Source organism: Conexibacter sp. CPCC 205762 (assembly GCF_030646155.1).
Classification (GTDB): Bacteria; Actinomycetota; Thermoleophilia; order Solirubrobacterales; family Solirubrobacteraceae; genus Conexibacter.
This window is the reverse complement of sequence record NZ_JAUTDN010000004.1, coordinates 160,035-179,582: the sequence shown is the minus strand read 5'-3', so window position 1 is coordinate 179,582 and position 19,548 is coordinate 160,035. Positions and strand designations below refer to the sequence as shown.

The following is a 19,548-nucleotide window of genomic DNA, read 5'->3' as shown; positions in this document are numbered from 1 at the left end:
ATGCGGATCCTGACCGTGATCGGCAACCGGCCGCAGTTCATCAAGGCGGCCGCCGTCTCCTCGCGCCTGCGCAGCCGCGGTGAGGAGATCACCGTCCACACCGGCCAGCACTACGACCGCGAGCTGTCGCAGGTCTTCTTCGACGAGCTGGAGCTGCCGCCGCCGGACCACATGCTCGGCATCGGCGGCGGCACCAACACCGCGCAGACGGCGCGGATGCTGGCGGCGCTGGAGCCGCTGCTGGCCGACGTCAGACCGGACGCGCTGCTCGTCTACGGCGACACCAACTCGACGCTCGCGGGCGCGCTCGCCGCCGTCCAGCAGGGGATCCCGGTCGCGCATGTCGAGGCCGGCATGCGCTCGTTCGACCGCACGATGCCGGAGGAGGTCAACCGCGTCGTCACCGACCACCTGTCCGCGCTGCTGCTCGTGCCGTCGCAGACCGCGGCCGGCAACCTCGCGCGCGAGTCGGTCGCCGGCGAGGTCGAGCTGGTCGGCGACGTGATGGTCGACGTCGCGCAGCTGCTGCAGCCCGGCGCTCGCGCCCGCGCGAGCACGCTGGAGCCGTACGGCGTCGAGCCGGGCGGCTACCTGCTCGCGACCGCGCACCGCGCCGGCAACGTCGACGAGCCGGCGCGGCTGGCGCTGCTGGTCGAGCTGCTGCTCGCGCTGCCGCTGCCGACGGTCTTCCCGCTGCACCCGCGCACGCGCGCTCGGCTGGAGGCGGCCGGCCTGCTGGAGCGGCTGGAGCGGTCGCCGCTGCTGCGGCTGGCGCCGCCGCTCGGCTACCTCGACTTCACCGCGCTGCTGTGCAACGCCAGCGCGATCGTGACCGACTCCGGCGGCGTCCAGAAGGAGGCCTACCTGGCCGGCGTCCCGTGCGTGACGATGCGGCCGAACACGGAGTGGGTCGAGACGGTCGAGGCGGGCTGGAACGTGCTCGTCGACCTCGACGCGGAGCGGACGCTGGCGGCGCTGGAGCGGACGCCGCCGTCCGCGCGTCTGCAGCTGTACGGCGACGGCAGAGCGGGCGAGCGGGTCGTCGAGGCGCTCGCGCGGCTGACCGGCGCGTAGCCGGCGACCGCTGCGACCGGGCGCTTGCTCGGTCTAGGGGCGGCCGATGCGGCGGACGGAGACGCCGGCGGCCCGGAACGGCTCCGGGTCGAGCGCGTCGCGCCCGTCGACCAGCGCGCTCAGGCCGGGCAGGTCCGCCGGCCCGAGCGTGCGGTAGGCGACGTGGTCGGCCTGCAGGATCGCGCCGTCGACGGGCGTCCCGTCCCACGGCTCGAAGCCGAGCGCGCGCAGCTCGTCGTCGCTGTAGAGCGGATCGGTCGCCAGCGGCGTCGCGCCACCGGCGGCGAGCGCGTCACGCAGCCCGAAGGCGCCGGAGAAGGCCGTCTCGCGCACGTCGCCGCGATAGGCGACGCCGAGGATCAGCACGCGCTTGCCCGTCAGCCCGCCCAGCTCTGCAGCGACGAGATCGACCGCGTAGGCCGGCATCTGGCCGTTGATCTGGCGCGCCGTCGCCGGCAGCCGCGCGCCGGCGTCGCCCTGCAGGTAGAAGTGCGGGTAGACCGGGATGCAGTGACCGCCGACGGCGACGCCCGGCCGGTGGATGTGGCTGAACGGCTGGCTGTTGGCGGCGTCGATCACGCGCCCGACGTCGACGCCGAGCGCGTCGGCGTGCTGGGCGAACTCGTTCGCGAGCGCGATGTTGACGTCGCGGTAGGTCGTCTCCGCCAGCTTCGTCAGCTCGGCCGCCTCGGCCGAGCCCATCGCCCAGACCGCGGCGTCGCCGCCGATGAACCGGCTGTACAGCTCGACGCCGCGCGCCTCGCCGGCGGCCGACAGGCCGCCGACCAGCTTCGGGTACGTGTCGAGGTCTCTGAAGATGCGGCCGCTGTAGACGCGCTCGGGGCTGAAGACGGTGAAGAACTCCTGCTCCATCGCCAGCCCGCTGCCGGCGGCGAGCGCCGGCGCGATCCGCTCGCGCGTGGTGCCGGCCGGGACGGTCGTCTCGATCGAGACGGTCGTGCCCGCTCTGAGGCCGCGCGCGATGTCGGCGACGACGGTGTCGAGGATCTGCCAGTCCGGTCTCGCGTCGGCGTCGACGATCAGCGGCGGCACCGCGATCACCAGCTCCGGGCCCTCCGCGACGGCGGCGGTCGTGTCGGTCTGCGCGCGCAGCCGGCCGTCGCCGACGACCTGTTCGAGCGCGGCCTTCAGCCCCGCCTCGCCGGGAAACGGCTCCTCGGCCCGGTTGACGAGCTCGCAGACCTCCGGGTCGACGTCGCAGCCGACGACGTGGTGGCCGGCGAGCGCCGCGTGGACCGCGAGCGGGAGGCCGATCTTGCCGAGCGCGACGACGACGACGTTCACGGTGCGACCTGCACCGTCCGGCCGCTCTGCGCGCTCTCCAGCACCGCTTCGGCCGCGCGCACGGCCGCGAAGCCCTGCGCGAGCGTCACGACCGGGGCGTCGGGATCGCCGGCGACGAGATCGCGGAAGGCCTCCAGCTCGCTGCGGATCGGCTCGCTGCGGGCCAGCGCGTAGCGCGTCGCGTCGCCCTCGGTGACGCCGCGCAGCGCCTGCGAGCTGCTCCAGTCGGAGGTGACCTGGCCGTTCTCGTAGAAGGTCAGGTCGGCGGTGACGGTCTCGGCGACGAGCATGCCGCGGTCGCCGAGCACGCGCGTGCGGCGCGTCTTCGTCGGCGACAGCCAGTCGACCATCGTGTTGAAGGGGACGTCGGAGGCGACGCGGCCGTTGACGAGCACGAGGTCCTCGTGCGGCCGGCCGGTGCGGTGGGCCGTCTGCGCCGCGACGGTCGTGATCGGCGATCCGGCGATCCAGCTGACGATGTCGAGGTCGTGGGTCGCGAGGTCCTTGATCACGCCGACGTCCTTGATCCGCTCCGGGAACGGGCCGACGCGCTCGGTCGCGACGAGGAAGACGTCGCCGAGCTGCCCGGCCTCCAGCCGTCTGCGCAGCGCCACCAGCGACGGGTTGAAGCGCTCGACGTGGCCGACGGCCGCGGCGAGGCCGCGGTGGCGGACGGCGGCGATGATCAGCTCGGCGTCCTCGGTCGTGGCCGCGAGCGGCTTCTCGATCAGCATCGCGACGTCGGCGGAGGTGAGCGCGAGCGCGGCCGGCAGGTGCTCCTCCGTCGGCAGCGCGACGACCGCCATGTCGAGCCGGCCGCTGTCGAGCAGCTGCTCCAGCGTCGCGAAGACGAGCGCCGGGTCGCGCACGACGCCGTGTCTGTCGCCGGCCGGGTCGACGGCGCCGGCGAACTCGACCCCCGGCAGCGTCTGCAGCAGGCGCGCGTGGTGGCGGCCCATCATGCCGAGACCGAGCACGGCCGCGCGGAGAGGTGCGGGGGAGTTCGGCGTCATCGGCCCGCGAAAGGGTAGCTGGCGCGGCCGACCGGCGACCGCGTCGCGCGGTGTTCGCGCCTTCCCAGCGCCTACGCTTCGGGCATGTCCAGCGCACCCGGTCTCGTCCTCAGCCCCACCGCTCGCGTCGGCGCAGGCGTCCGCTTCGGCGCCAACGTCGTCGTCCACGACGACGTCGTGATCGGGGACGGGGTCACGATCGAGGACGGCGTCGTGCTCGGCAAGGGCCCGCGGCTGGCGCCCGGCTCGGCGGCCGCCGGCGCCGCCGGGGCGCTGACGATCGCCGATGGCGCGACGATCTGCTGCAACGCCGTCGTCTTCAACGGCGCCTCGATCGGCCCGCGCGCGATCGTCGGCGACCAGGCGTACGTGCGCGAGCGCGCCACGATCGGCGAGCGGACCGTGATCGGCCGCGGCTCCGCGGTCGACAACGACGTCGTCGTCGGCGACCGCGTGAGAGTGCAGACCTCGGTCTACCTGACCGCCTTCTCGGTCGTCGAGGACGACGTCTTCGTCGGGCCGTGCGCGATGACGACCAACGACGACGCGATGGGCCGGATCGCCCGCGGGACGACGCTCAGAGGCGCGACGCTGCGGCGCGCCTGCCGGATCGGCGGCGGCGCCGTGCTGGTGCCGGGCGTCGAGGTCGGCGAGGAGGCGTTCGTCGCCGCGGGCGCGGTCGTTACGCGCGACGTGGCGCCGCGCGCGGTCGTGATGGGGGTGCCGGCGCGCGTGGTGCGCGAGGTCCCCGACGAGCAGCTGATCGAACGCTGGCGCTAGCCGCCGCGCCGGCCGCGGCTCAGGCGGCCGGGATCGCGCGGCCGGGCGCGGTCTCGAGACCTGCCGCGGTCCACATCGTCTGCTCGCGGCCGGGGCCGACCGAGATCAGCACGATCGGCACGCCGATGAACTCCTCCATGAAGCGGAGGTAGGCGCGCGCGTTCTCGGGCAGCTCGTCCTCGGAGCGGGCGTCGCTGATGTCCTCGCTCCAGCCGTCCAGCTCGACGTACTCGCCGCTCGCGTGATGGAGCACGGTCTGGTGGTACGGGTAGGTCTCGAAGACCGCGCCGTCCTCGCCCCTGTAGCTGGTGCAGACCTTGATCTTGTCGAGGCCCGAGAGGACGTCGAGCTTCGTCACGACGAGCGCCGTCATCGAGTTGAGGCGGGCGGCGTAGCGGAGCGCGACGAGGTCGAGCCAGCCGGTCCGGCGCGAGCGGCCGGTGGTGGTGCCGAACTCGCCGCCTCTCTGGCGCAGCTCCTCGCCCAGCTCGCCGTCGAGCTCGGTCGGGAACGGGCCGGAGCCGACGCGCGTGCTGTAGGCCTTGCAGATGCCCCAGACCTCGTCGATGTCCTTCGGGCCGACGCCGCTGCCGATGCAGGCGGCCGCAGCGATCGGGTTCGAGGAGGTGACGAAGGGATAGGTGCCGTGGTCGAGGTCCAGCAGCGCGCCCTGGGCGCCCTCGAAGATCACGATCTGGTCGTCGTCGAGGCGGTCCCAGACGAGCGTCGTCGTGTCGGCGATGTGCTCGTACAGCCGGCGGCCGTACGCGAGGTACTCCTCGGTGATCGACTGCAGGTCGAGCCGCGGGTCGCGCGCGAACGGGCGCAGCGCGAGCCGCTTCGGCTCCAGCGCGGCGACGATCTTCTTCTTCAGGATCTTCTCGTCGAGCAGGTCCTGCACGCGGATCCCGATGCGCGACGCCTTGTCGGCGTAGGCCGGGCCGATGCCGCGGCGGGTGGTGCCGATCTTCAGCTTGCCGAGTCTCGCCTCGCCCGCGTCGTCGAGCATCATGTGGTACGGCATGATCAGGTGCGCGTTGGCGGAGACGCGCAGGCCGCTGGTGTCGACGCCGCGGTGGCGCAGCTCGTCCAGCTCCTCGGTCAGCACCTTCGGATCGACGACGACGCCGTTGCCGATCACGCAGGTCTTGCCGGGGTAGAGGATTCCCGACGGCATCAGGTGGAACTTCCACGTCTCGCCGTTGCGGACGATCGTGTGGCCGGCGTTGTTGCCGCCCTGGAAGCGGATCACCGCGTCAGCCCGCTCAGCGAGCAGGTCGGTGATCTTGCCCTTGCCTTCGTCGCCCCACTGGGCGCCAACGATCACGATTCCGGACACGGCAGACAGTGTAGGGGAGCCCTACTGGAAGCGATCTCCGGCGAAGTTCATGAACTTCGGGTATTCCTTCTGGAACGTCAGGACGATGTCCGCGAGCCCGCCGTTGCGGTGCTTGGCGATGATGATGTCGGCCTCGCCCTCGCGCTCGGACTCTCTGTCGTAGTACTCGTCGCGGTAGATGAACATGACGAGGTCGGCGTCCTGCTCGATCTGGCCGGACTCGCGCAGGTCGGAGAGGATCGGTCTCTTGTCGGTGCGCGTCTCGACCGCACGCGACAGCTGCGACAGCGCGATCACCGGCACCTCCAGCTCGCGCGCGAGGATCTTCAGGCCACGGCTCATCTGACCGACCTGCTCGACGCGGCTCTCGACGCGGCCGTCGGGGCGCAGCAGCTGCAGGTAGTCGACGATGATCAGGCCGAGCCCGCCCGGGTTCTGCTGCGCCAGCCGGCGCGCCTTCGCGCGCACCTCCAGCATCGAGATGTCGGAGGAGTCGTCGACGTAGAGCGGCGAGTCGGCCAGCCGCTGGGAGGCCTCGAGGATTCTCGGCCAGCGGTTCTCGGCGACTCTGCCTCTGCGCAGGTCCTCGCCTCTGATGCGCGCCTGCGAGGCGACGAAGCGCTGTGCCAGCTCGGCCTCGGACATCTCGAGCGAGAACAGCGCGACCGGCTTTCTGTGCTGGATCGCGGCGTTCTCGGCGATGTTCGTGACGAACGCCGACTTGCCCATCGAGGGGCGTGCGGCGAGGATGATCAGGTTGCCGGGCTGGAAGCCGCCGGTTATCTCGTCGAGATCCTTGAAGCCGGACGGGGTGCCGGTCAGCACCGTGTGCTCGACCGACATCTGGTGGAGCTTGTCGATCTCGTCGTCGAGCACCGCCCCGATCGAGCGGAAGTCCTTCTGGCGGTCGTCGTGGGCGACGTCGAGGATGTCGCGCTCGGCCCACTCGACCACCTCGCGCGCCGGCGCGGCGTGGCCGTAGACGTTCGCCTGGATCTCCTGCGTCGTCTTCAGCAGACGCCGCAGCAGCGCGTTGCTGTGGACGATGCGCGCGTACTCGCGCACGTTGCCGGCGACCGGCGCCGTGCCCGCGAGCGCGTCGACCGCGGTCGGCCCGCCGATCTCGTCCAGTCTGCCGATCGAGCGCAGGTGCTCGGTGACCGTCAGCACGTCGATCTCGCGGTTCTCGCCGTAGAGGTCGAGCATCGCCTGGTAGATCGCCTGGTGCGAGAGGCGGTAGAAGTGGTCGGCCTTCAGCCCCTCGTTGATGATGAGGCCGTACAGCGTCGTGTCGGCGAGCATGATCGCGCCCAGCACCGACTGCTCCGCCTCGTCGTTGTGCGGCGGCGCGTGCGGGCTCTGATGCTCGGAGGAGGACTGCTCAAGCGCGGACATGCGAACGCAGCAGCTTAGGTCGAAACAACCATCAGTAGCGTGCTCGTCGGATGGCACCGGCGCGGCGGCGTCGCATTCGCCCGCAACGTGCGGCTTTAACGACGAAGCGCCGCACGACGGCGGCGCTTCCGATGCTGCGAGGTGAGGCTCCGTGCAGGGGTGCTGCGTTACTTCTGCTCGACGACCATCGTCTTGACGGTCGCGTGCACGCCCTCGTCGACCTCGACGACGACCATGTGCGTGCCGATGTTGCGGATCGGCTCCTCGAGCTGGATCTTGCGGCGGTCGACTCTGATGCCGCGCGCCTCGCGGATCGCGTCCGCGATGTCCTGTGCGGTGACGGAGCCGAAGAGACGGCCGTCCTCGCCCGCCTGCTGCTCGATCGTCAGCACGGTGCGGCCGAGCAGCGCCGCGTTCTCCTGCGCGCGGTCCTTCGCGTCTCTGGCGGCCTTGTCGGCAGCGACCTGGCGCGCCTGGGCGGCCTCGAGGGCGCCCTTGGTGGCCGGCTGCGCGAGCTTGCGCGGGATCAGGAAGTTACGCAGGTAGCCGGGGGAGACGTCGACGACCGAGCCTCTCTCACCGAGCTGCTCGACGTCCTGAAGCAGAATCGCCTGGGGCATCGTCAACGCTCCTCGCGGTCGCTGCGGTCACGGCGGCCGCCGGCACGCTCGGGAGCGCCCTCTGCGACATACGGCAGCAGGGCCATCTCACGCGCGCGCTTGACGGCGGTCGCGACCTGGTTCTGGTGGCGGCGGCAGGTGCCGGCGATACGACGGGAGCGGATCTTGCCACGCTCGGAGACCATCTTCTTGAGCCCGTCGACGTCCTTCCAGTCGACCTGCTCGATCTTCTCCTTGCAGTACGGGCACGGCTTGCGCCGGTTGGACCCGAATCCACCCTTCTTGTCGCGCCGTCTCGTCGACGGGCGTCTGCGTTGCTTCGCCACTCTTGGCCTTACCTCGGTTTGATCAGAACGGAATGTCGTCGTCGGCGGGAGCGGCCGGCGCGGGTGCGGGACGGTTGAAGTCCTGGGAGTTGACCGGAACGTCGCTCCCACCGGCCACATCGCGAGGGCCGGAGAACCCGTTGCCAGCGCCGGGGCCGGCATCGTCGCGGCCGCCGAGGAACTGCACGGAATCGGCGATGATATCGATCGCCTGACGTCTCTGCCCGGAATCTCTCTCGGTCCACTCGCGCCACTCGAGCCGGCCGTCGATCGCGACGGGACGGCCCTTCGACAGAAAGCGGGCGCAGTTCTCGCCCTGCGCGCCCCAGACGGTGACGTCGAAGTAGTTGGGCTTGTCCTCCCACTCACCCGACTGACCGCGGCGGCGCGTGTTGACGGCGAGGCGGAGGCTGCAGACAGCGAGACCGCTGCCCGTCGAGCGCAGCTCGGGGTCGCGCGTGAGGTTCCCGGTCATGACGACGCGGTTGATGTTCGTGGCGGCCATGAAGAGGCTCCTTTCGGCGGCAGATACCAGCGGCGTTCGAGTCTAGACCGCGTTCCGGGGCCGGAAGCCCTGACCCCGGAAACTGCGCCGAAAGTTCACAGCCGTGGGTGAGTCCTGTTGCAGAGCGTGCGTCCGTCGCGACTAGGCGACGGGCTCGGCAGCGGGCGCCGGCTCGGCCGGCAGCGCGCCGACGGCACCGGCCGGCGGCTCGGGCGCCTGGCTCGCGACGGCCTTGATGATGCGGTGGCGCAGGACGCCGTCCGCGATCTTCAGGTTGTAGGAGAGCGCCTCGACGAGCGGGGCCGGGCCCGAGAACTGCAGCAGGTGGTACTCGGCGTCTCTCGTGTGGTCGATCTCGTAGGTGAGATGACGGACACCCCACTCCTGCGCAAGCTCGATCGTCCCGCCGTGCTCGGCGATGGTCTGCTCGACCTCGGCGCGGATCTGCGCGCGGCGCTCGTCGTCGACCGACGTGCGGAGGAGGAGCATCAGGTCGTAGATGACAGTGGTTTCGGCCATGGTGCTTTCGTCGGCTTGACAGCGGCGGAGCACTATACCAAGGGGGCGAACTTTGGCGTTCGGACCCCTCTGTATAGAAATGCGCTCCGCTCGCCGCCTGCTGCTTCCCGTCCGTGCCCGTGCCGTCGCCGCGCTGCTTGTGCTCGCGCTGCTGATCGCCTGGAGCCGCGGCGATCCGGCGCCGCCGCTGCCGCCTGCCGACCCGTCGCCCACCCCGCTCGCGGTCGTGCCGGCCGCGACGGCTCCGCCGCCCGCGCCGCCGCTGCGCCCGCCCGCAAGGTCCGCGCGCAGACGGCCGCAGCGGGCGAGACCGGTGAGACGAAGACCCGCGCCAGCGCGCCGGCATCGACCGCGGGCGCGGAGCGCGCCCCACGTCGCCGAGCGCGCGCCTCCGCGAGCGGCGCGACCACCGCGAGCGGCGCGACGGATGCCGCGTGCGTCGCCCGCGCCGCCGGATGCGGGCGCGACAGCGGCTTCGCCACCCGCCGCGCCGCGGGCTGCGGGCGCGCCTGCGGCTCCGCCGCCGTTCCCGGCCGCGCAGCCCCCGCGCGGGGAGTTCGGGCTGGAGTGACGGGGAGTTCGGGCTGGCGTGAGGGGGAGTTCGCGCTGGAGTGAGGCCGCCGCGCTCAGTGCGCGTCGGCCGCCTTCTTCTTGATGTCGGCGAGCTGGTCGTCGATCCAGTCGCCGGGGTTGCGCTGGGTGACGATCCGCTTGAGGCCCTCGACGCGGCGCTCGCGCTCCTCGCGCGACATCGTCAGCGCGGCGTGGATCGAGTCGGCCAGCTCCTGGATGTCGAACGGGTTGACCGACAGCGCGAACTCGCCCAGCTCCTCGTGCGCGCCGGTGTTCTCCGACAGGATCGAGACGCCGGCGCGCTCGTTCACGAGCGGGCCCTCCTTCGCGACCAGGTTCATGCCGTCGAACATCGCGTTGACGAGCAGCAGGTCGTAGTTCTTGTAGGCCGCGACCGCCTCCTCGAGGTCGTCGCGCAGCTTCAGGTGGATCGGCATCCAGTCGGGCGTGCCGTGACGGTGGTTGACGACCGCGACGACGGCCTCGATCCGCTCCAGGTACTCGGCGTACTCCGGCACGTCGGTTCGCGACGGCATCAGCTGCGCGACGAACGTCACGCGCTCGCGGAACTCGGGATGCTGCTCGAGGAAGACGTCGAAGGCGGTGAAGCCGCGCAGCACGTTCTTCGACAGGTCGGCGCGGTCGACGCGCAGGATCAGGTGCTCGCGGCGGCGGCGCAGCAGCTCGCCCTCGAACTCGGCCGTGCGCGGACGCTTGGCGACGGCGCGCGTCTGCTCGGCGTCGATCGGCAGCGGATAGGCGCGGACCCACACCTCGTGACCGTCCGGGCAGTGGACGATCCCCTTCTCGAAGTCGACCTCGAGGTCCATCAGGTCGCGGCAGCAGTAGAGGAAGTTGCGCCGGTAGGAGCGCGTGTGGAAGCCGACGATGTCGTTCGCCAGCAGGCCCTCGTAGATCTCCGTGCGGATCTTCGTCGGCAGCACGCGCCAGGCGTCCGGCTGCGTCCACGGGATGTGAACGAAGTGGTGCAGGAAGACGTCGGGCCGCTCGCGCCGGATCAGGCCCGGCAGCGTGTAGAGGTGGTAGTCGTGGACCATCACGACCGGCTCCTGCTGGCCCTCGATCTCCTCCAGCACGGCCCTCGCGAGGTCCTCGTTGACGACGTTGTAGCCGAACTCGAACGCCTCGACCTCCTCGCGGCGGATGTCCGGCGCGTTCGAGAGATCCCACAGGTAGTGCTGGATGAACCACAGCATCGGGTTCGCGAAGACGTTGTAGAAGCGGTCGAAGGCGTCCGGGTCCGACGCGACCAGGCGGACTCTGTAGCTGCCGCCGTCGGGCAGCTCGGCGGTGAACGGTCTGCCGCCGTGCTGCTCGGTCACGGCGATGTCCTGCTCGGTCATCGCCGACGCGATCCAGATCGCGTCGCGGTGGGAGGCGAGTCCGGTGAGGGCGGTGACGAGCCCGCCGCCGCCGCGCTTCACCTCCCCGTCGTCGAGGAACGTGACAGGGCCGCGGTTGGAGACCAGGACCAGCGGTGCAGCATCAGCGGACAGCGGACTATCCCTCCAGGTCGGTGAAGATCTTCAGCCAGTCGCGCAGCAGCCGCGGCATCAGGAAGTGCCTGCGGATGTGCTCCTTGCCGGCGAGCCCGAGTCTGCGCCCGAGGCCGGGGTCCTGGAGGATCTGCGTTGCGCGGTCGGCGCACTGCTCGACGCTCTCGACGAGATAGCCGGTGACGCCGTCCTCGACCTGCAGCGGGATCCCGCCGACGTTGCCGCCGATGAACGGCCGCGCCTTCCAGATCGCCTCCGAGACGGTCAGGCCGAAACCCTCGCGCGTCGACTTCTGGATCAGCACGTCGGCGTGCGACTGGAAGGCGTTGACCTCGATCGCGCCGACGTTGTTGAAGTTGTTGAGGATGTGGATGTCGGGATCGCCGTCGGCGTGCGCGACGGTCGCGTTGAAGAAGTCCCAGCCCTCGGGGTCGTCGGTCGCCATCGAGCCGACCAGCGCCAGCTGCACCTCCGGCACCGCCTGCTTGACGATCCGGTAGGCGTCGATCACGCCGAGCGGGTCCTTCCACGGGTCGAAGCGCGACACCTGGCACATCAGCGGCCGGTCGACGTCGATCCCGAACTGCTCGCAGATGTAGGTCGAGTCCTCCGGCGAGAAGGCCATGTTCTTCGGCGCCAGCGGGTCGATCGCCGGCGGCACGATGTGGATCCGGCCGTCCATCCCGGGCGGGACGTACTGCTGCATGTGGAAGACCGAGTCGGCGTACGTGCGGATGTAGGGCAGCAGCCGCTCGATCGTCGCCGGGTTCGGCGTCGAGAGGTCGATGTGGCAGCGCCAGATCCAGTGCCGCGACTTCTCCGGCGCGAGCGTGTGCATCGCCGCCGGCTGCGGGTCGTGCGCGACGACGACGTCCCAGCCGCGGGACAGCTCGCGCGCGTTCATCTCGTTGTAGCGCCGCCACGAGGACCACTGCTCCTCGGTCAGGTCCTGCGGGTTGCCCTGCAGCGCGTTGTGCATCACCTTCGTCGCGTTGAAGAACTCCTCGCGCCCGTAGATGACGTGCCACTCGACGTCGAGGCCGACGTCCTTCATCAGCGGGACCATCGTGTAGAGGATCTCCGAGACGCCGCCGCCGAAGGCGGTCGCCGACAGGTGCAGGACGCGCTTGCCACGCAGCGGCTCGGCCAGCTCGCGGATCTCCTCGACGAGCGAGCGACCGACGATGCTGGCGTAGTCAGCGAGCGTCTTGTGACCGACTGCGACGGGTTGGAGCATGGCTGCGGTGGGCTCTTGGCTCGGGGATCGGGAGCGGCGCGCGCAGCGTACCGAATGGCCGGCCCCTGCCGAAAGGGCTCAGCCCGGCCGCGTGCCGAGCGTCACCTGCACCGTGCGCTGTTCGCCGCCGCGCCAAACCTCCAGCGTGACGACGTCGCCCGGTCTGTCGTCGGCGATCGCGGCCGCGAGATCGCGGTCGCGCGTGATCGGCTCGCCGTCGAGCGCGGTGATCAGATCGCCGCCGGTCGCGTATCTCTGCGCCATGAACTCGACCTCGTCGTCAGCGCTGCCGGCGTCGAGGCCGGCGACCGCGGCCGGTCCGTCGGCGGTCACCGCCTGCACGAGCGCCCCGGTCGTGCTCGGCAGGCCGAGCCGTCTCGCCAGCTGCGGGAAGACCGGCACCGTCGAGACGCCGATCCAGGCGTAGTCGACTCTGCCGCTCGCGGCGAGCTGGTCGAGCGAGCGTCTGACGGTGTCGACCGGGATCGCGAAGCCGACGCCCTCGCCGCCGCCGCCGGTCGACTGGATCTGGGCGTTGATGCCGATCACGCGGCCGGCGGCGTCGACCAGCGGGCCGCCCGAGTTGCCGTGGTTGATCGCGGCGTCGGTCTGGATCGCGCCGCCGATCGCGAAGCGGCCGTCGTTGGCGGGGCCGCCCGAGTTGAGCGAGTCGATCGTGCGGTTGACGCCGGAGATGACGCCGACCGAGAGCGACTGCGGCTCGCCGAAGGGGCTGCCGATCGCGGCGACCGGCACGCCGACCGTCAGCCCTCTGCTGCTGCCGAGCGGCAGCGGGCGCAGCGTCAGGTCGGCCGGGTCGACCTCGATCAGCGCGACGTCGGAGTTGAGGTCGGTGCCGACGATTCTGGCCGGCACCTGGTTGCCGTCGGAGAACTGCACGTAGATCGTCTCGGCGCGTCTGACCGCGTTGCCCTCGCCGTTGGTGACGACGTGGGCGTTGGTCGCGATGCGGCCGTCGCCGTCTATCACGAAGCCGGAGCCGAGCCCCTCGCCGCCGGTCGGGGCTCTGGCGTCTCTGTCGCCCTCGAAGAGGCTGATGACGGTGACGACCCCGGGCGCCTCGCGGGCGTAGATCGCGCTCGGGTCGAAGCGGCCGTCGGACGCCTGCCGGATCACCTCGACGCGGGTCGTCGCGGTGCGGACGGGACCGTGGTCGCTGGAGAGGCCGTCGGGCCCCTCGTCGCCGCCGCCGCAGCCGGCGACGGCGAGCGCGACGGCTGTCAGAGCCGTCGGCGCGAGGATCCGGATGCGATGCGTCATGCGGGCAGCTCCAGCGTGAAGACGGTGCGACCGGGGCGCGACTCGACGCCGAGGCGGCCGCGCATGCGCTCGGCCAGCTCGCTCGCGATCGCCAGCCCGAGGCCGGAGCCCTGGGCGTCGTCGGTCGTGTAGAAGGGTTCGAAGATCTGCGACAGCGCCTGCCGCTCGATCCCCTTGCCGTGATCGCGCACGGCGAGCCGAGCGAAGCCGTCGTCGCGTGTCGCGGAGACGACGATGTCGGTCCCGGCCGGCGAATGGGTGAGGGCGTTGTCGATGAGGATCCGCATGATCTGGGCGACCCGGACAGGATCGCAGAGTGCCTCGACCGCGCGGCCCGTCAGCCGCACCTCGAGATGCGCGTCGCGCTGCGCGAGCACGGGCTCGAACTCGGAGCTGACCGCGCTCGCCAGCTCCGACAGGTCGACCGGCTCGGGCCGCAGCTCGAGCGAGCCGGCCTCCAGCCGCGACAGGTCGAGCAGGTCGACGGTCAGCTTGCGCAGCCGCTCGACCTGCAGCCGCAGCTGCCCGATGAAGCGCCGCCGCGTCTCCTCGTCCAGCTCCTCGTCCTCCAGCAGCTCGACGAAGCCGCCGAGCGAGAAGAGCGGCGTGCGCAGCTCGTGCGAGGCGGTCGCGATGAACTGCTTGCGGGCGCGGTCGAGCTGCGCGAGCTGGCGCTGCATGTCGTTGAAGGCGCGCGCGAGCTGGCCCAGCTCGTCGTCGGAGTCGACCGGGATCGGGCGCGAGAAGTCGCCGGCCGCGACCTGCTCGGCCGCCTCCTCCAGCCGCTTGACGCGCTGCGCGAGCGCGCGTGCGACGAGCCAGCCGGCGAGCACCGCCAGCGCGAGCGCGATCGCGCCGGCGATCAGGATCTGCTGGCGCACGACCGCGACGTTGCCCTCGACGTCGCTGGTCGGCGTCGAGTAGAGCGCGACGAAGCTGATTCTGCCGTCTCTGTCGGCGACCGGGACGGCGACGATCGCGAGCGATCTGGTCACCGCGCTGGCGGTGCGGCCGTCTCTCAGCACGCCCTCGGCGATCCCCTGGTCGAGCGTCTCGCCGCCTCTGACCGAGTCGCTCACGCGCTCCAGCTGGGGCGCGCCGTCGACGCTGTTGACGCGCAGCAGCGTCAGCCGCGCGTTGGCGCGATCGCCCGCCTGGCTGACGGCCTCGTCGAGGCCCTCGGTGGGGACGTCGGTGCCGGCGGCTCTTCTGACGTCGCCGATCGTCCCCTGCGCCGCCTCGCGCAGCTGCGTCACCTTCTCGTCGCGCAGGCGCGTCTCCAGCTGCGGCGCGATGTAGAGGTAGAGCGCGGCGATCGCGGCGAGCGTGATCGCGAAGAAGAGGAAGGCGAGGCGGTTGCGCAGCGAGCGCATCGGCGACGTGGGCGGGTGGCGGCCGGGCCGTCAGCCGGGCGGCGTCAGGCGCCGTCCGTGTCGCGGAAGCGGTAGCCGACGCCGCGCACGGTGAAGAGGTACTCCGGCTCCTTCGCCTCGCGCTCGATCTTCTCGCGCAGGTGGCGGATGTGGACGTCGATCGTGCGCGGGTCGCGGTAGGCGGAGTCGCCCCAGACGCGCGCCAGCAGCATGTCGCGCGTGAAGACGCGGCCGGGGCTGCGGGCGAGCGTCAGCAGGATCTCGAACTCGACGAAGGTCGTCGTGATCGCCTCGCCGCGGACCGTCACTGTGCGCTTGTCGGGATCGATCCGCAGCTCATGGCTGTCGAGCGTGCCGCCGTCGCTCTCGGCCGTCCGCGTCAGCTCCGAGCGCCGCAGCGCCGCCTTCACGCGGCTGCGGAACTCGCGCATCGAGAACGGCTTGGTGATGTAGTCGTCGGCGCCGATCTCGAGCCCGACGACCTTGTCGATCTCCTCCGACTTGGCCGTCAGCATGATGATCGGCACCGAGCTGCGGCTGCGCAGCCGGCGGCAGACCTCGAGCCCGTCGAGCTGCGGCAGCATCACGTCGAGCACGACGAGGTCGAACGGGCGCTCCTCGAAGCGCGCCAGCGCCTCGCGGCCGTCGGTCGCCTGGACGACCTCGTAGCCGTCTCTGCGCAGGGGATACGAGAGCAGCGTCTGGATCGACTGCTCGTCGTCCACCAACAGGATGCGGGTCGAGCGCTCGGTCATCTCCTCTCGCCGCAGAAGGTTAGTGGCGTGTCCAACTTGCGGGAAGATCGGCCGGCCGGAACGGGTGGATAACCTGCCGGTGTGCTCGATCCGCGGATCTACCGCGCCGCTTTCCTGCCGGTCCTGTTCGTCCTGGTGCTCGTCGGCTTCTCGCTGCGCGAGCAGCCGCGCGGCGTGACGACCTCGCTCGCCTCCGAGGCGTTCGACGGCGTCGGCGCCTTCGCGACGCTGCAGCAGCTCGCCAGCAGCGCGCCGAACCGCGCGCCCGGCTCGGCCGGCGACCGCCGCGTCGCCGCGCGGGTGCGCGAGGGCCTGAGAGCGAACGGCTTCGACGTCAGCGTCCACCGCCTCAGCGCGCAGACGAGCGTCGGCGCGCGCCAGGTCGAGACCGTGATCGGCCAGCGGACCGGCTTCTCCAGCCGCCGGATCCTCGTCGTCGCCGCGCGCGACGCGATCGGCAGCCCGGCGAAGGCGCAGCTGTCGGGCACGGCGGCGCTGCTGGAGCTGGCGCGCGTGCTCGGCGCGCGCACGCTCGACCGCACGCTCGTGCTCGCCTCCGTCAGCGGCGGGATCGACGCCGCCCGCGAGCTGGCCGAGCACCCTGGCGGCAGCGTCGACGCGGTGCTCGTGCTCGGCGACCTCGCCGGCACCGCGACGCGTCAGCCGCTGGTCGTGCCGTGGGGCGACTCGGCCGCCGTCGCGCCGCTGGAGCTGCGGCGGACGGTCGAGCTGGCGCTCGCGAGAGAGGCCGGGCTCGGCAGCAGGCGGGCGCGCCCGGCGAGCCAGTTCGCGCGCCTGGCGGCGCCGTTGACGCCGGGCCTGCAGGGTTCGTTCGTCAGCGCCGGGCTGCCGGCGGTGCTGCTGTCGGCCAGCGGTGAGCTGCAGCCGGCCGCCGACCAGGAGGTGTCGGAGGCGCGCCTGACCGTCTTCGGCCGCGCTGCGCTGCGCTCGATCTCCGCGCTCGACTCCTCCGCCGACCTGCCGGCGCCGGAGGCGTACGTGATGATCGAGAGAAAGCTGCTGCCCGAGTGGCCGGTGCGGCTGCTCGGCGCGGCGCTGCTGCTGCCGGTGCTGCTCGCCTCGATCGACGGATTCGCGCGCGTGCGGCGGCGGCAGGAGCCGGTCGGCCTGTGGCTGCGCTGGGTCGGCGCCTGCGCGCTGCCGTTCGTGCTCGCGCTGCTGCTGACGATCCTGCTGAAGCTGACCGGGATGCTGAGCGCGGCGCCGCCGGGGCCGGTCGCGATCGCCGACCTGCCGGCAGACGGCACGGCGCTGGCGGCGATCGTCAGCGTGCTCGTGGTGGTCGTGCTCGGCTGGTTCGTGCTGCGGCCGCTGGTGGCGCGCTGGTGGGGCGCGCGCGGCGAGCCGGCCTCGCCGGGCGCGGCGGCGGCGGTGATGCTGACGCTGTGCGCGATCGCGGTCGTCGTGTGGATCTTCAACCCGTACACCGCGCTGCTGCTGATCCCGGCGCTGCACCTGTGGCTGCTGGCGATCGCGCCGGAGGTGCGGGTGCACCCGTTCGCGGCGGTCGGCATGTTCCTGCTCGGGCTCGTGCCGCCGCTGCTGATCGCCTACTCGTACGCCCGCCAGCTCGGGCTCGACCCGGTCGAGCTGGCGTGGACCGGGCTGCTGCTCGTCGCCGGCGGCAGCGTCGGACCGCTCGCCGGCCTGCTGTGGGCGCTGCTGCTCGGCTGCAGCGGCGCGGTCCTCACGATCGTGCTGCGCAGCAGCTGGCACGGCGGGCCGGAGGGGCAGGCGCCGGTGACCGTGCGCGGCCCCACCAGCTACGCCGGGCCGGGCTCGCTGGGCGGCACCGAGTCGGCGCTGCGGCGCTGACCGTCCACCCGTCCGCGAACCGGCATACTGGAGCGATGCGGCGCGTCCTGCGGGCACTCTCCAGCGTCCTGATCGTCTCGGGCGTGCTGCTGATCGTCGATGCCGGCATCACGCTCGCGTGGCAGGAGCCGGTCTCGGCCTTCCTCGCCAACAGGCAGCAGAGCAAGCTCGCGGACCAGTTCGAGCAGGTCGTCCAGGCGCAGCCGACGCCGGTCCAGAGACGGGCGCTGGCGCAGCTCAGAACCGACAGACACCGGATCGCCTTCCTCGCGCGCGAGGCGCGCCGCAAGGCGGTCGACGGCGACGTCTTCGGGCGCCTGCGGATACCGGCTATCGGCGTCGACAGCTACGTCGTCAACGGCACCGCGCCCGACGACCTGCGCAAGGGGCCGGGCCACTATCCCGACACGACCTTCCCGGGACTCGGCGGCACGGTCGCGATCGCCGGCCACCGCACGACCTACCTGGCGCCGTTCCGCAAGATCGACGAGCTCGGCAGAGGCGACGAGCTGGTGCTGCGGATGTCGTACGGGACCTTCACCTACGTCTACGACAGACAGCAGATCGTCAAGCCGACGGCGACGTACGTCACGAGAGACGTCGGCTACGACCAGCTCGTGCTGTCGGCCTGTCATCCGCTCTACAGCGCGGCCGAGCGGATCATCGTCTACGCGAGACTGAAGTCGGTCAGACCGCGCGACGCGGCCGACCGATCCTGAAACCGGCGCGTCAGCGCACCGGGCCAGCTCCCGGTGAGATGTCCAGTCGCGAACACTGTCGCTCATGTGCCAAGCCGGTCGGCCCGATACCCAGGGCACGGACGGGCAATCCGGCAGCGCGGCAAGCCATCCAGGCGTGCCGCTGACGACTGCTGGCTTGACCTCTTCCCGTCCGGACAGTCAATGGACGACACCAACACCGTGAAACTCAAAGATCTGAGAGCCCGCATCGCGAGGGCCGACTACGACGTCGACGTCGATGCCGTCGCGGAGGCGTTCGTGACGCGCATGCTCGCCGTCCACGGCGCGCTGCGCCGTGCCGACGTGCGCGAACTGCTCGGCGACGCCTACGACGAGATCGGCGGCGTGCCGGCGCGGAAGTCGTGCTCGTAGCCGCGCAGGGGCGTGGACGGATCCTCGCTCCCGCGCAGCAGTGAGACGCCCGGCCCCGCCGTCGCGGCCGCCGCCGCTGTCCCGATCCAGCTGACCGCGACCGCCGCCTCGACGGCGGCGCGCGCTGCCGGCGGGACGCAGAAGCACAGCTCGTAGTCCTCCCCCGCCGTCGCCGCGAAGGCTGCCGGCTCCTGCCCGAGCGCGGCTGCGACCGGGGCGACGCCGGCTGCCAGCGGCAGCCGCTCCAGCTCCAGCCGCAGCTCGACGCCGCTGGCGCGGGCGAGATGGCCGGCGTCGGTCGCGAGCCCGTCGGAGACGTCGACCAGCGCGCTCGCGCCGGCCGCCGCGAGCGCGCGGCCCTCGGGTATCCGCGGCCGCGGCCGCAGGTGCGCGGCGCGCAGCGCCGCGGCGGTGGCGTCGTCGACGACGGACGGCTCGACGCGGCGGTCGAGCAGCGCGAGTCCGGCGCCGGAGCCGCCGAGCGTGCCGGTCACGCCGACGAGGTCGCCGGGGCGGGCGCCGTCGCGGCCGACCAGCTGCTCGGCGCGGTCGGCCCAGCCGACGACGGTGACCGCGACGACCAGCACCGGCCCGCGCGAGAGGTCGCCGCCGGCGATCGCGACGCCGCAGTCGCGCGCGAGCGCGTCGGCGCTGCGGAACAGCTCCAGCACCTCGTCCTGCTCGAGGCCGGGCGGCAGCACGAGCGAGAGGTAGGCCTCGCCGGGGTCGGCGCCCATCGCGCCGACGTCCGACAGCGCGCCGGCGAGCGCGCGATGGCCGACGTCGGCGAGCGTCGCCGTCGGGTTCGGCGTGCGGCAGCGGAAGTGGATCCCGTCGACCATCGTGTCGACGGAGGTGACTGCGTACGGGCGCGCGCGCACGACGGCGGCGTCGTCGCCGATGTGGCGGACGACGCGGTCGCTGTCATGCGCGAGGATCTCGCTGAGCGCTTCGATCAGCGCCAGCTCACGCATCGTTCAGGGCTCCC

The 19,548-nt window shown here is 72.0% G+C and carries 19 protein-coding genes; 5 read left to right on the top strand and 14 right to left on the bottom strand.

Annotated elements, in window-relative coordinates; all coding sequences use genetic code 11:
- Complete coding sequence (gene wecB / locus Q7L73_RS06165) at positions 1-1,074, top strand: non-hydrolyzing UDP-N-acetylglucosamine 2-epimerase (RefSeq protein ID WP_304686958.1); 1,074 nt, start codon at positions 1-3, stop codon at positions 1,072-1,074.
- Between the two features lie 33 nt (positions 1,075-1,107).
- Here the strand turns inward: wecB and Q7L73_RS06160 are convergent, their stop codons facing one another.
- On the bottom strand, positions 1,108-2,379 hold the full coding sequence (locus Q7L73_RS06160; protein ID WP_304686956.1) for a nucleotide sugar dehydrogenase: 1,272 nt from the start codon (positions 2,377-2,379) through the stop codon (positions 1,108-1,110).
- Positions 2,376-3,392 (bottom strand): Gfo/Idh/MocA family protein, encoded by a 1,017-nt coding sequence (locus Q7L73_RS06155; protein ID WP_304686954.1) that lies wholly within the window; start codon positions 3,390-3,392, stop codon positions 2,376-2,378. The genes Q7L73_RS06160 and Q7L73_RS06155 overlap by 4 nt, the downstream gene beginning before the upstream one ends.
- 84 nt (positions 3,393-3,476) lie before the next feature.
- On the opposite strand from Q7L73_RS06155, the gene Q7L73_RS06150 reads away from it, so the two are divergent.
- A complete protein-coding gene (locus Q7L73_RS06150; protein ID WP_304686952.1) occupies positions 3,477-4,172 on the top strand; it encodes an acyltransferase in 696 nt (231 codons plus the stop codon).
- A gap of 19 nt (positions 4,173-4,191) precedes the next feature.
- Here Q7L73_RS06150 and Q7L73_RS06145 read toward each other — a convergent pair whose 3' ends face one another.
- The 11 genes from Q7L73_RS06145 to Q7L73_RS06095 form a co-directional block, all read right to left on the bottom strand.
- A complete protein-coding gene (locus Q7L73_RS06145) occupies positions 4,192-5,511 on the bottom strand; it encodes an adenylosuccinate synthase (RefSeq protein ID WP_304686950.1) in 1,320 nt (439 codons plus the stop codon).
- A 21-nt stretch (positions 5,512-5,532) separates the two neighbouring features.
- Positions 5,533-6,906, bottom strand: a complete 1,374-nt coding sequence (gene dnaB / locus Q7L73_RS06140) for a replicative DNA helicase (protein WP_304686948.1) — start codon at positions 6,904-6,906, stop codon at positions 5,533-5,535.
- A gap of 167 nt (positions 6,907-7,073) precedes the next feature.
- Complete coding sequence (gene rplI / locus Q7L73_RS06135) at positions 7,074-7,526, bottom strand: 50S ribosomal protein L9 (RefSeq protein WP_304686946.1); 453 nt, start codon at positions 7,524-7,526, stop codon at positions 7,074-7,076.
- A 2-nt stretch (positions 7,527-7,528) separates the two neighbouring features.
- Positions 7,529-7,852: a 30S ribosomal protein S18 gene (gene rpsR, locus Q7L73_RS06130; RefSeq protein WP_304686944.1), complete on the bottom strand. Its 324-nt coding sequence runs from the start codon at positions 7,850-7,852 to the stop codon at positions 7,529-7,531.
- A gap of 22 nt (positions 7,853-7,874) precedes the next feature.
- The gene (locus Q7L73_RS06125) at positions 7,875-8,357 is read right to left on the bottom strand and encodes a single-stranded DNA-binding protein (RefSeq protein WP_304686942.1); all 483 of its coding nucleotides are present in this window, start codon (positions 8,355-8,357) and stop codon (positions 7,875-7,877) included.
- Positions 8,358-8,498: 141 nt separating this feature from the next.
- Positions 8,499-8,876, bottom strand: coding sequence for a 30S ribosomal protein S6 (gene rpsF / locus Q7L73_RS06120; RefSeq protein WP_304686940.1), 378 nt, complete (start codon positions 8,874-8,876; stop codon positions 8,499-8,501).
- Positions 8,877-9,502: 626 nt separating this feature from the next.
- A complete protein-coding gene (locus Q7L73_RS06115) occupies positions 9,503-10,939 on the bottom strand; it encodes a trehalose-6-phosphate synthase (protein ID WP_304687253.1) in 1,437 nt (478 codons plus the stop codon).
- A 31-nt stretch (positions 10,940-10,970) separates the two neighbouring features.
- A complete protein-coding gene (locus tag Q7L73_RS06110) occupies positions 10,971-12,203 on the bottom strand; it encodes a glycosyltransferase (RefSeq protein WP_304686939.1) in 1,233 nt (410 codons plus the stop codon).
- A gap of 78 nt (positions 12,204-12,281) precedes the next feature.
- A complete protein-coding gene (locus Q7L73_RS06105) occupies positions 12,282-13,484 on the bottom strand; it encodes a S1C family serine protease (protein WP_304686937.1) in 1,203 nt (400 codons plus the stop codon).
- Entirely contained in the window at positions 13,481-14,857 is a 1,377-nt protein-coding gene (locus tag Q7L73_RS06100) for a cell wall metabolism sensor histidine kinase WalK (protein WP_304686935.1), read from the bottom strand. The genes Q7L73_RS06105 and Q7L73_RS06100 overlap by 4 nt, the downstream gene beginning before the upstream one ends.
- A 44-nt stretch (positions 14,858-14,901) precedes the next feature.
- Complete coding sequence (locus tag Q7L73_RS06095) at positions 14,902-15,612, bottom strand: response regulator transcription factor (protein WP_304686933.1); 711 nt, start codon at positions 15,610-15,612, stop codon at positions 14,902-14,904.
- 81 nt (positions 15,613-15,693) lie between these two features.
- Between Q7L73_RS06095 and Q7L73_RS06090 the strand changes: the two genes are divergently transcribed.
- From Q7L73_RS06090 to Q7L73_RS06080, 3 genes are all read left to right on the top strand, one after another.
- Positions 15,694-17,448, top strand: a complete 1,755-nt coding sequence (locus tag Q7L73_RS06090) for a hypothetical protein (protein WP_304686931.1) — start codon at positions 15,694-15,696, stop codon at positions 17,446-17,448.
- A 35-nt stretch (positions 17,449-17,483) separates the two neighbouring features.
- The gene (locus tag Q7L73_RS06085; protein WP_304686930.1) at positions 17,484-18,167 is read left to right on the top strand and encodes a class E sortase; all 684 of its coding nucleotides are present in this window, start codon (positions 17,484-17,486) and stop codon (positions 18,165-18,167) included.
- 201 nt (positions 18,168-18,368) lie between these two features.
- On the top strand, positions 18,369-18,560 hold the full coding sequence (locus Q7L73_RS06080) for a hypothetical protein (RefSeq protein WP_304686925.1): 192 nt from the start codon (positions 18,369-18,371) through the stop codon (positions 18,558-18,560).
- On the opposite strand, the gene thiL is transcribed toward Q7L73_RS06080, so the two are convergent.
- Positions 18,515-19,534, bottom strand: coding sequence for a thiamine-phosphate kinase (thiL, locus tag Q7L73_RS06075; protein WP_304686921.1), 1,020 nt, complete (start codon positions 19,532-19,534; stop codon positions 18,515-18,517). The genes Q7L73_RS06080 and thiL overlap by 46 nt on opposite strands.
- Between the last annotated feature and the right edge of the window lie 14 nt (positions 19,535-19,548).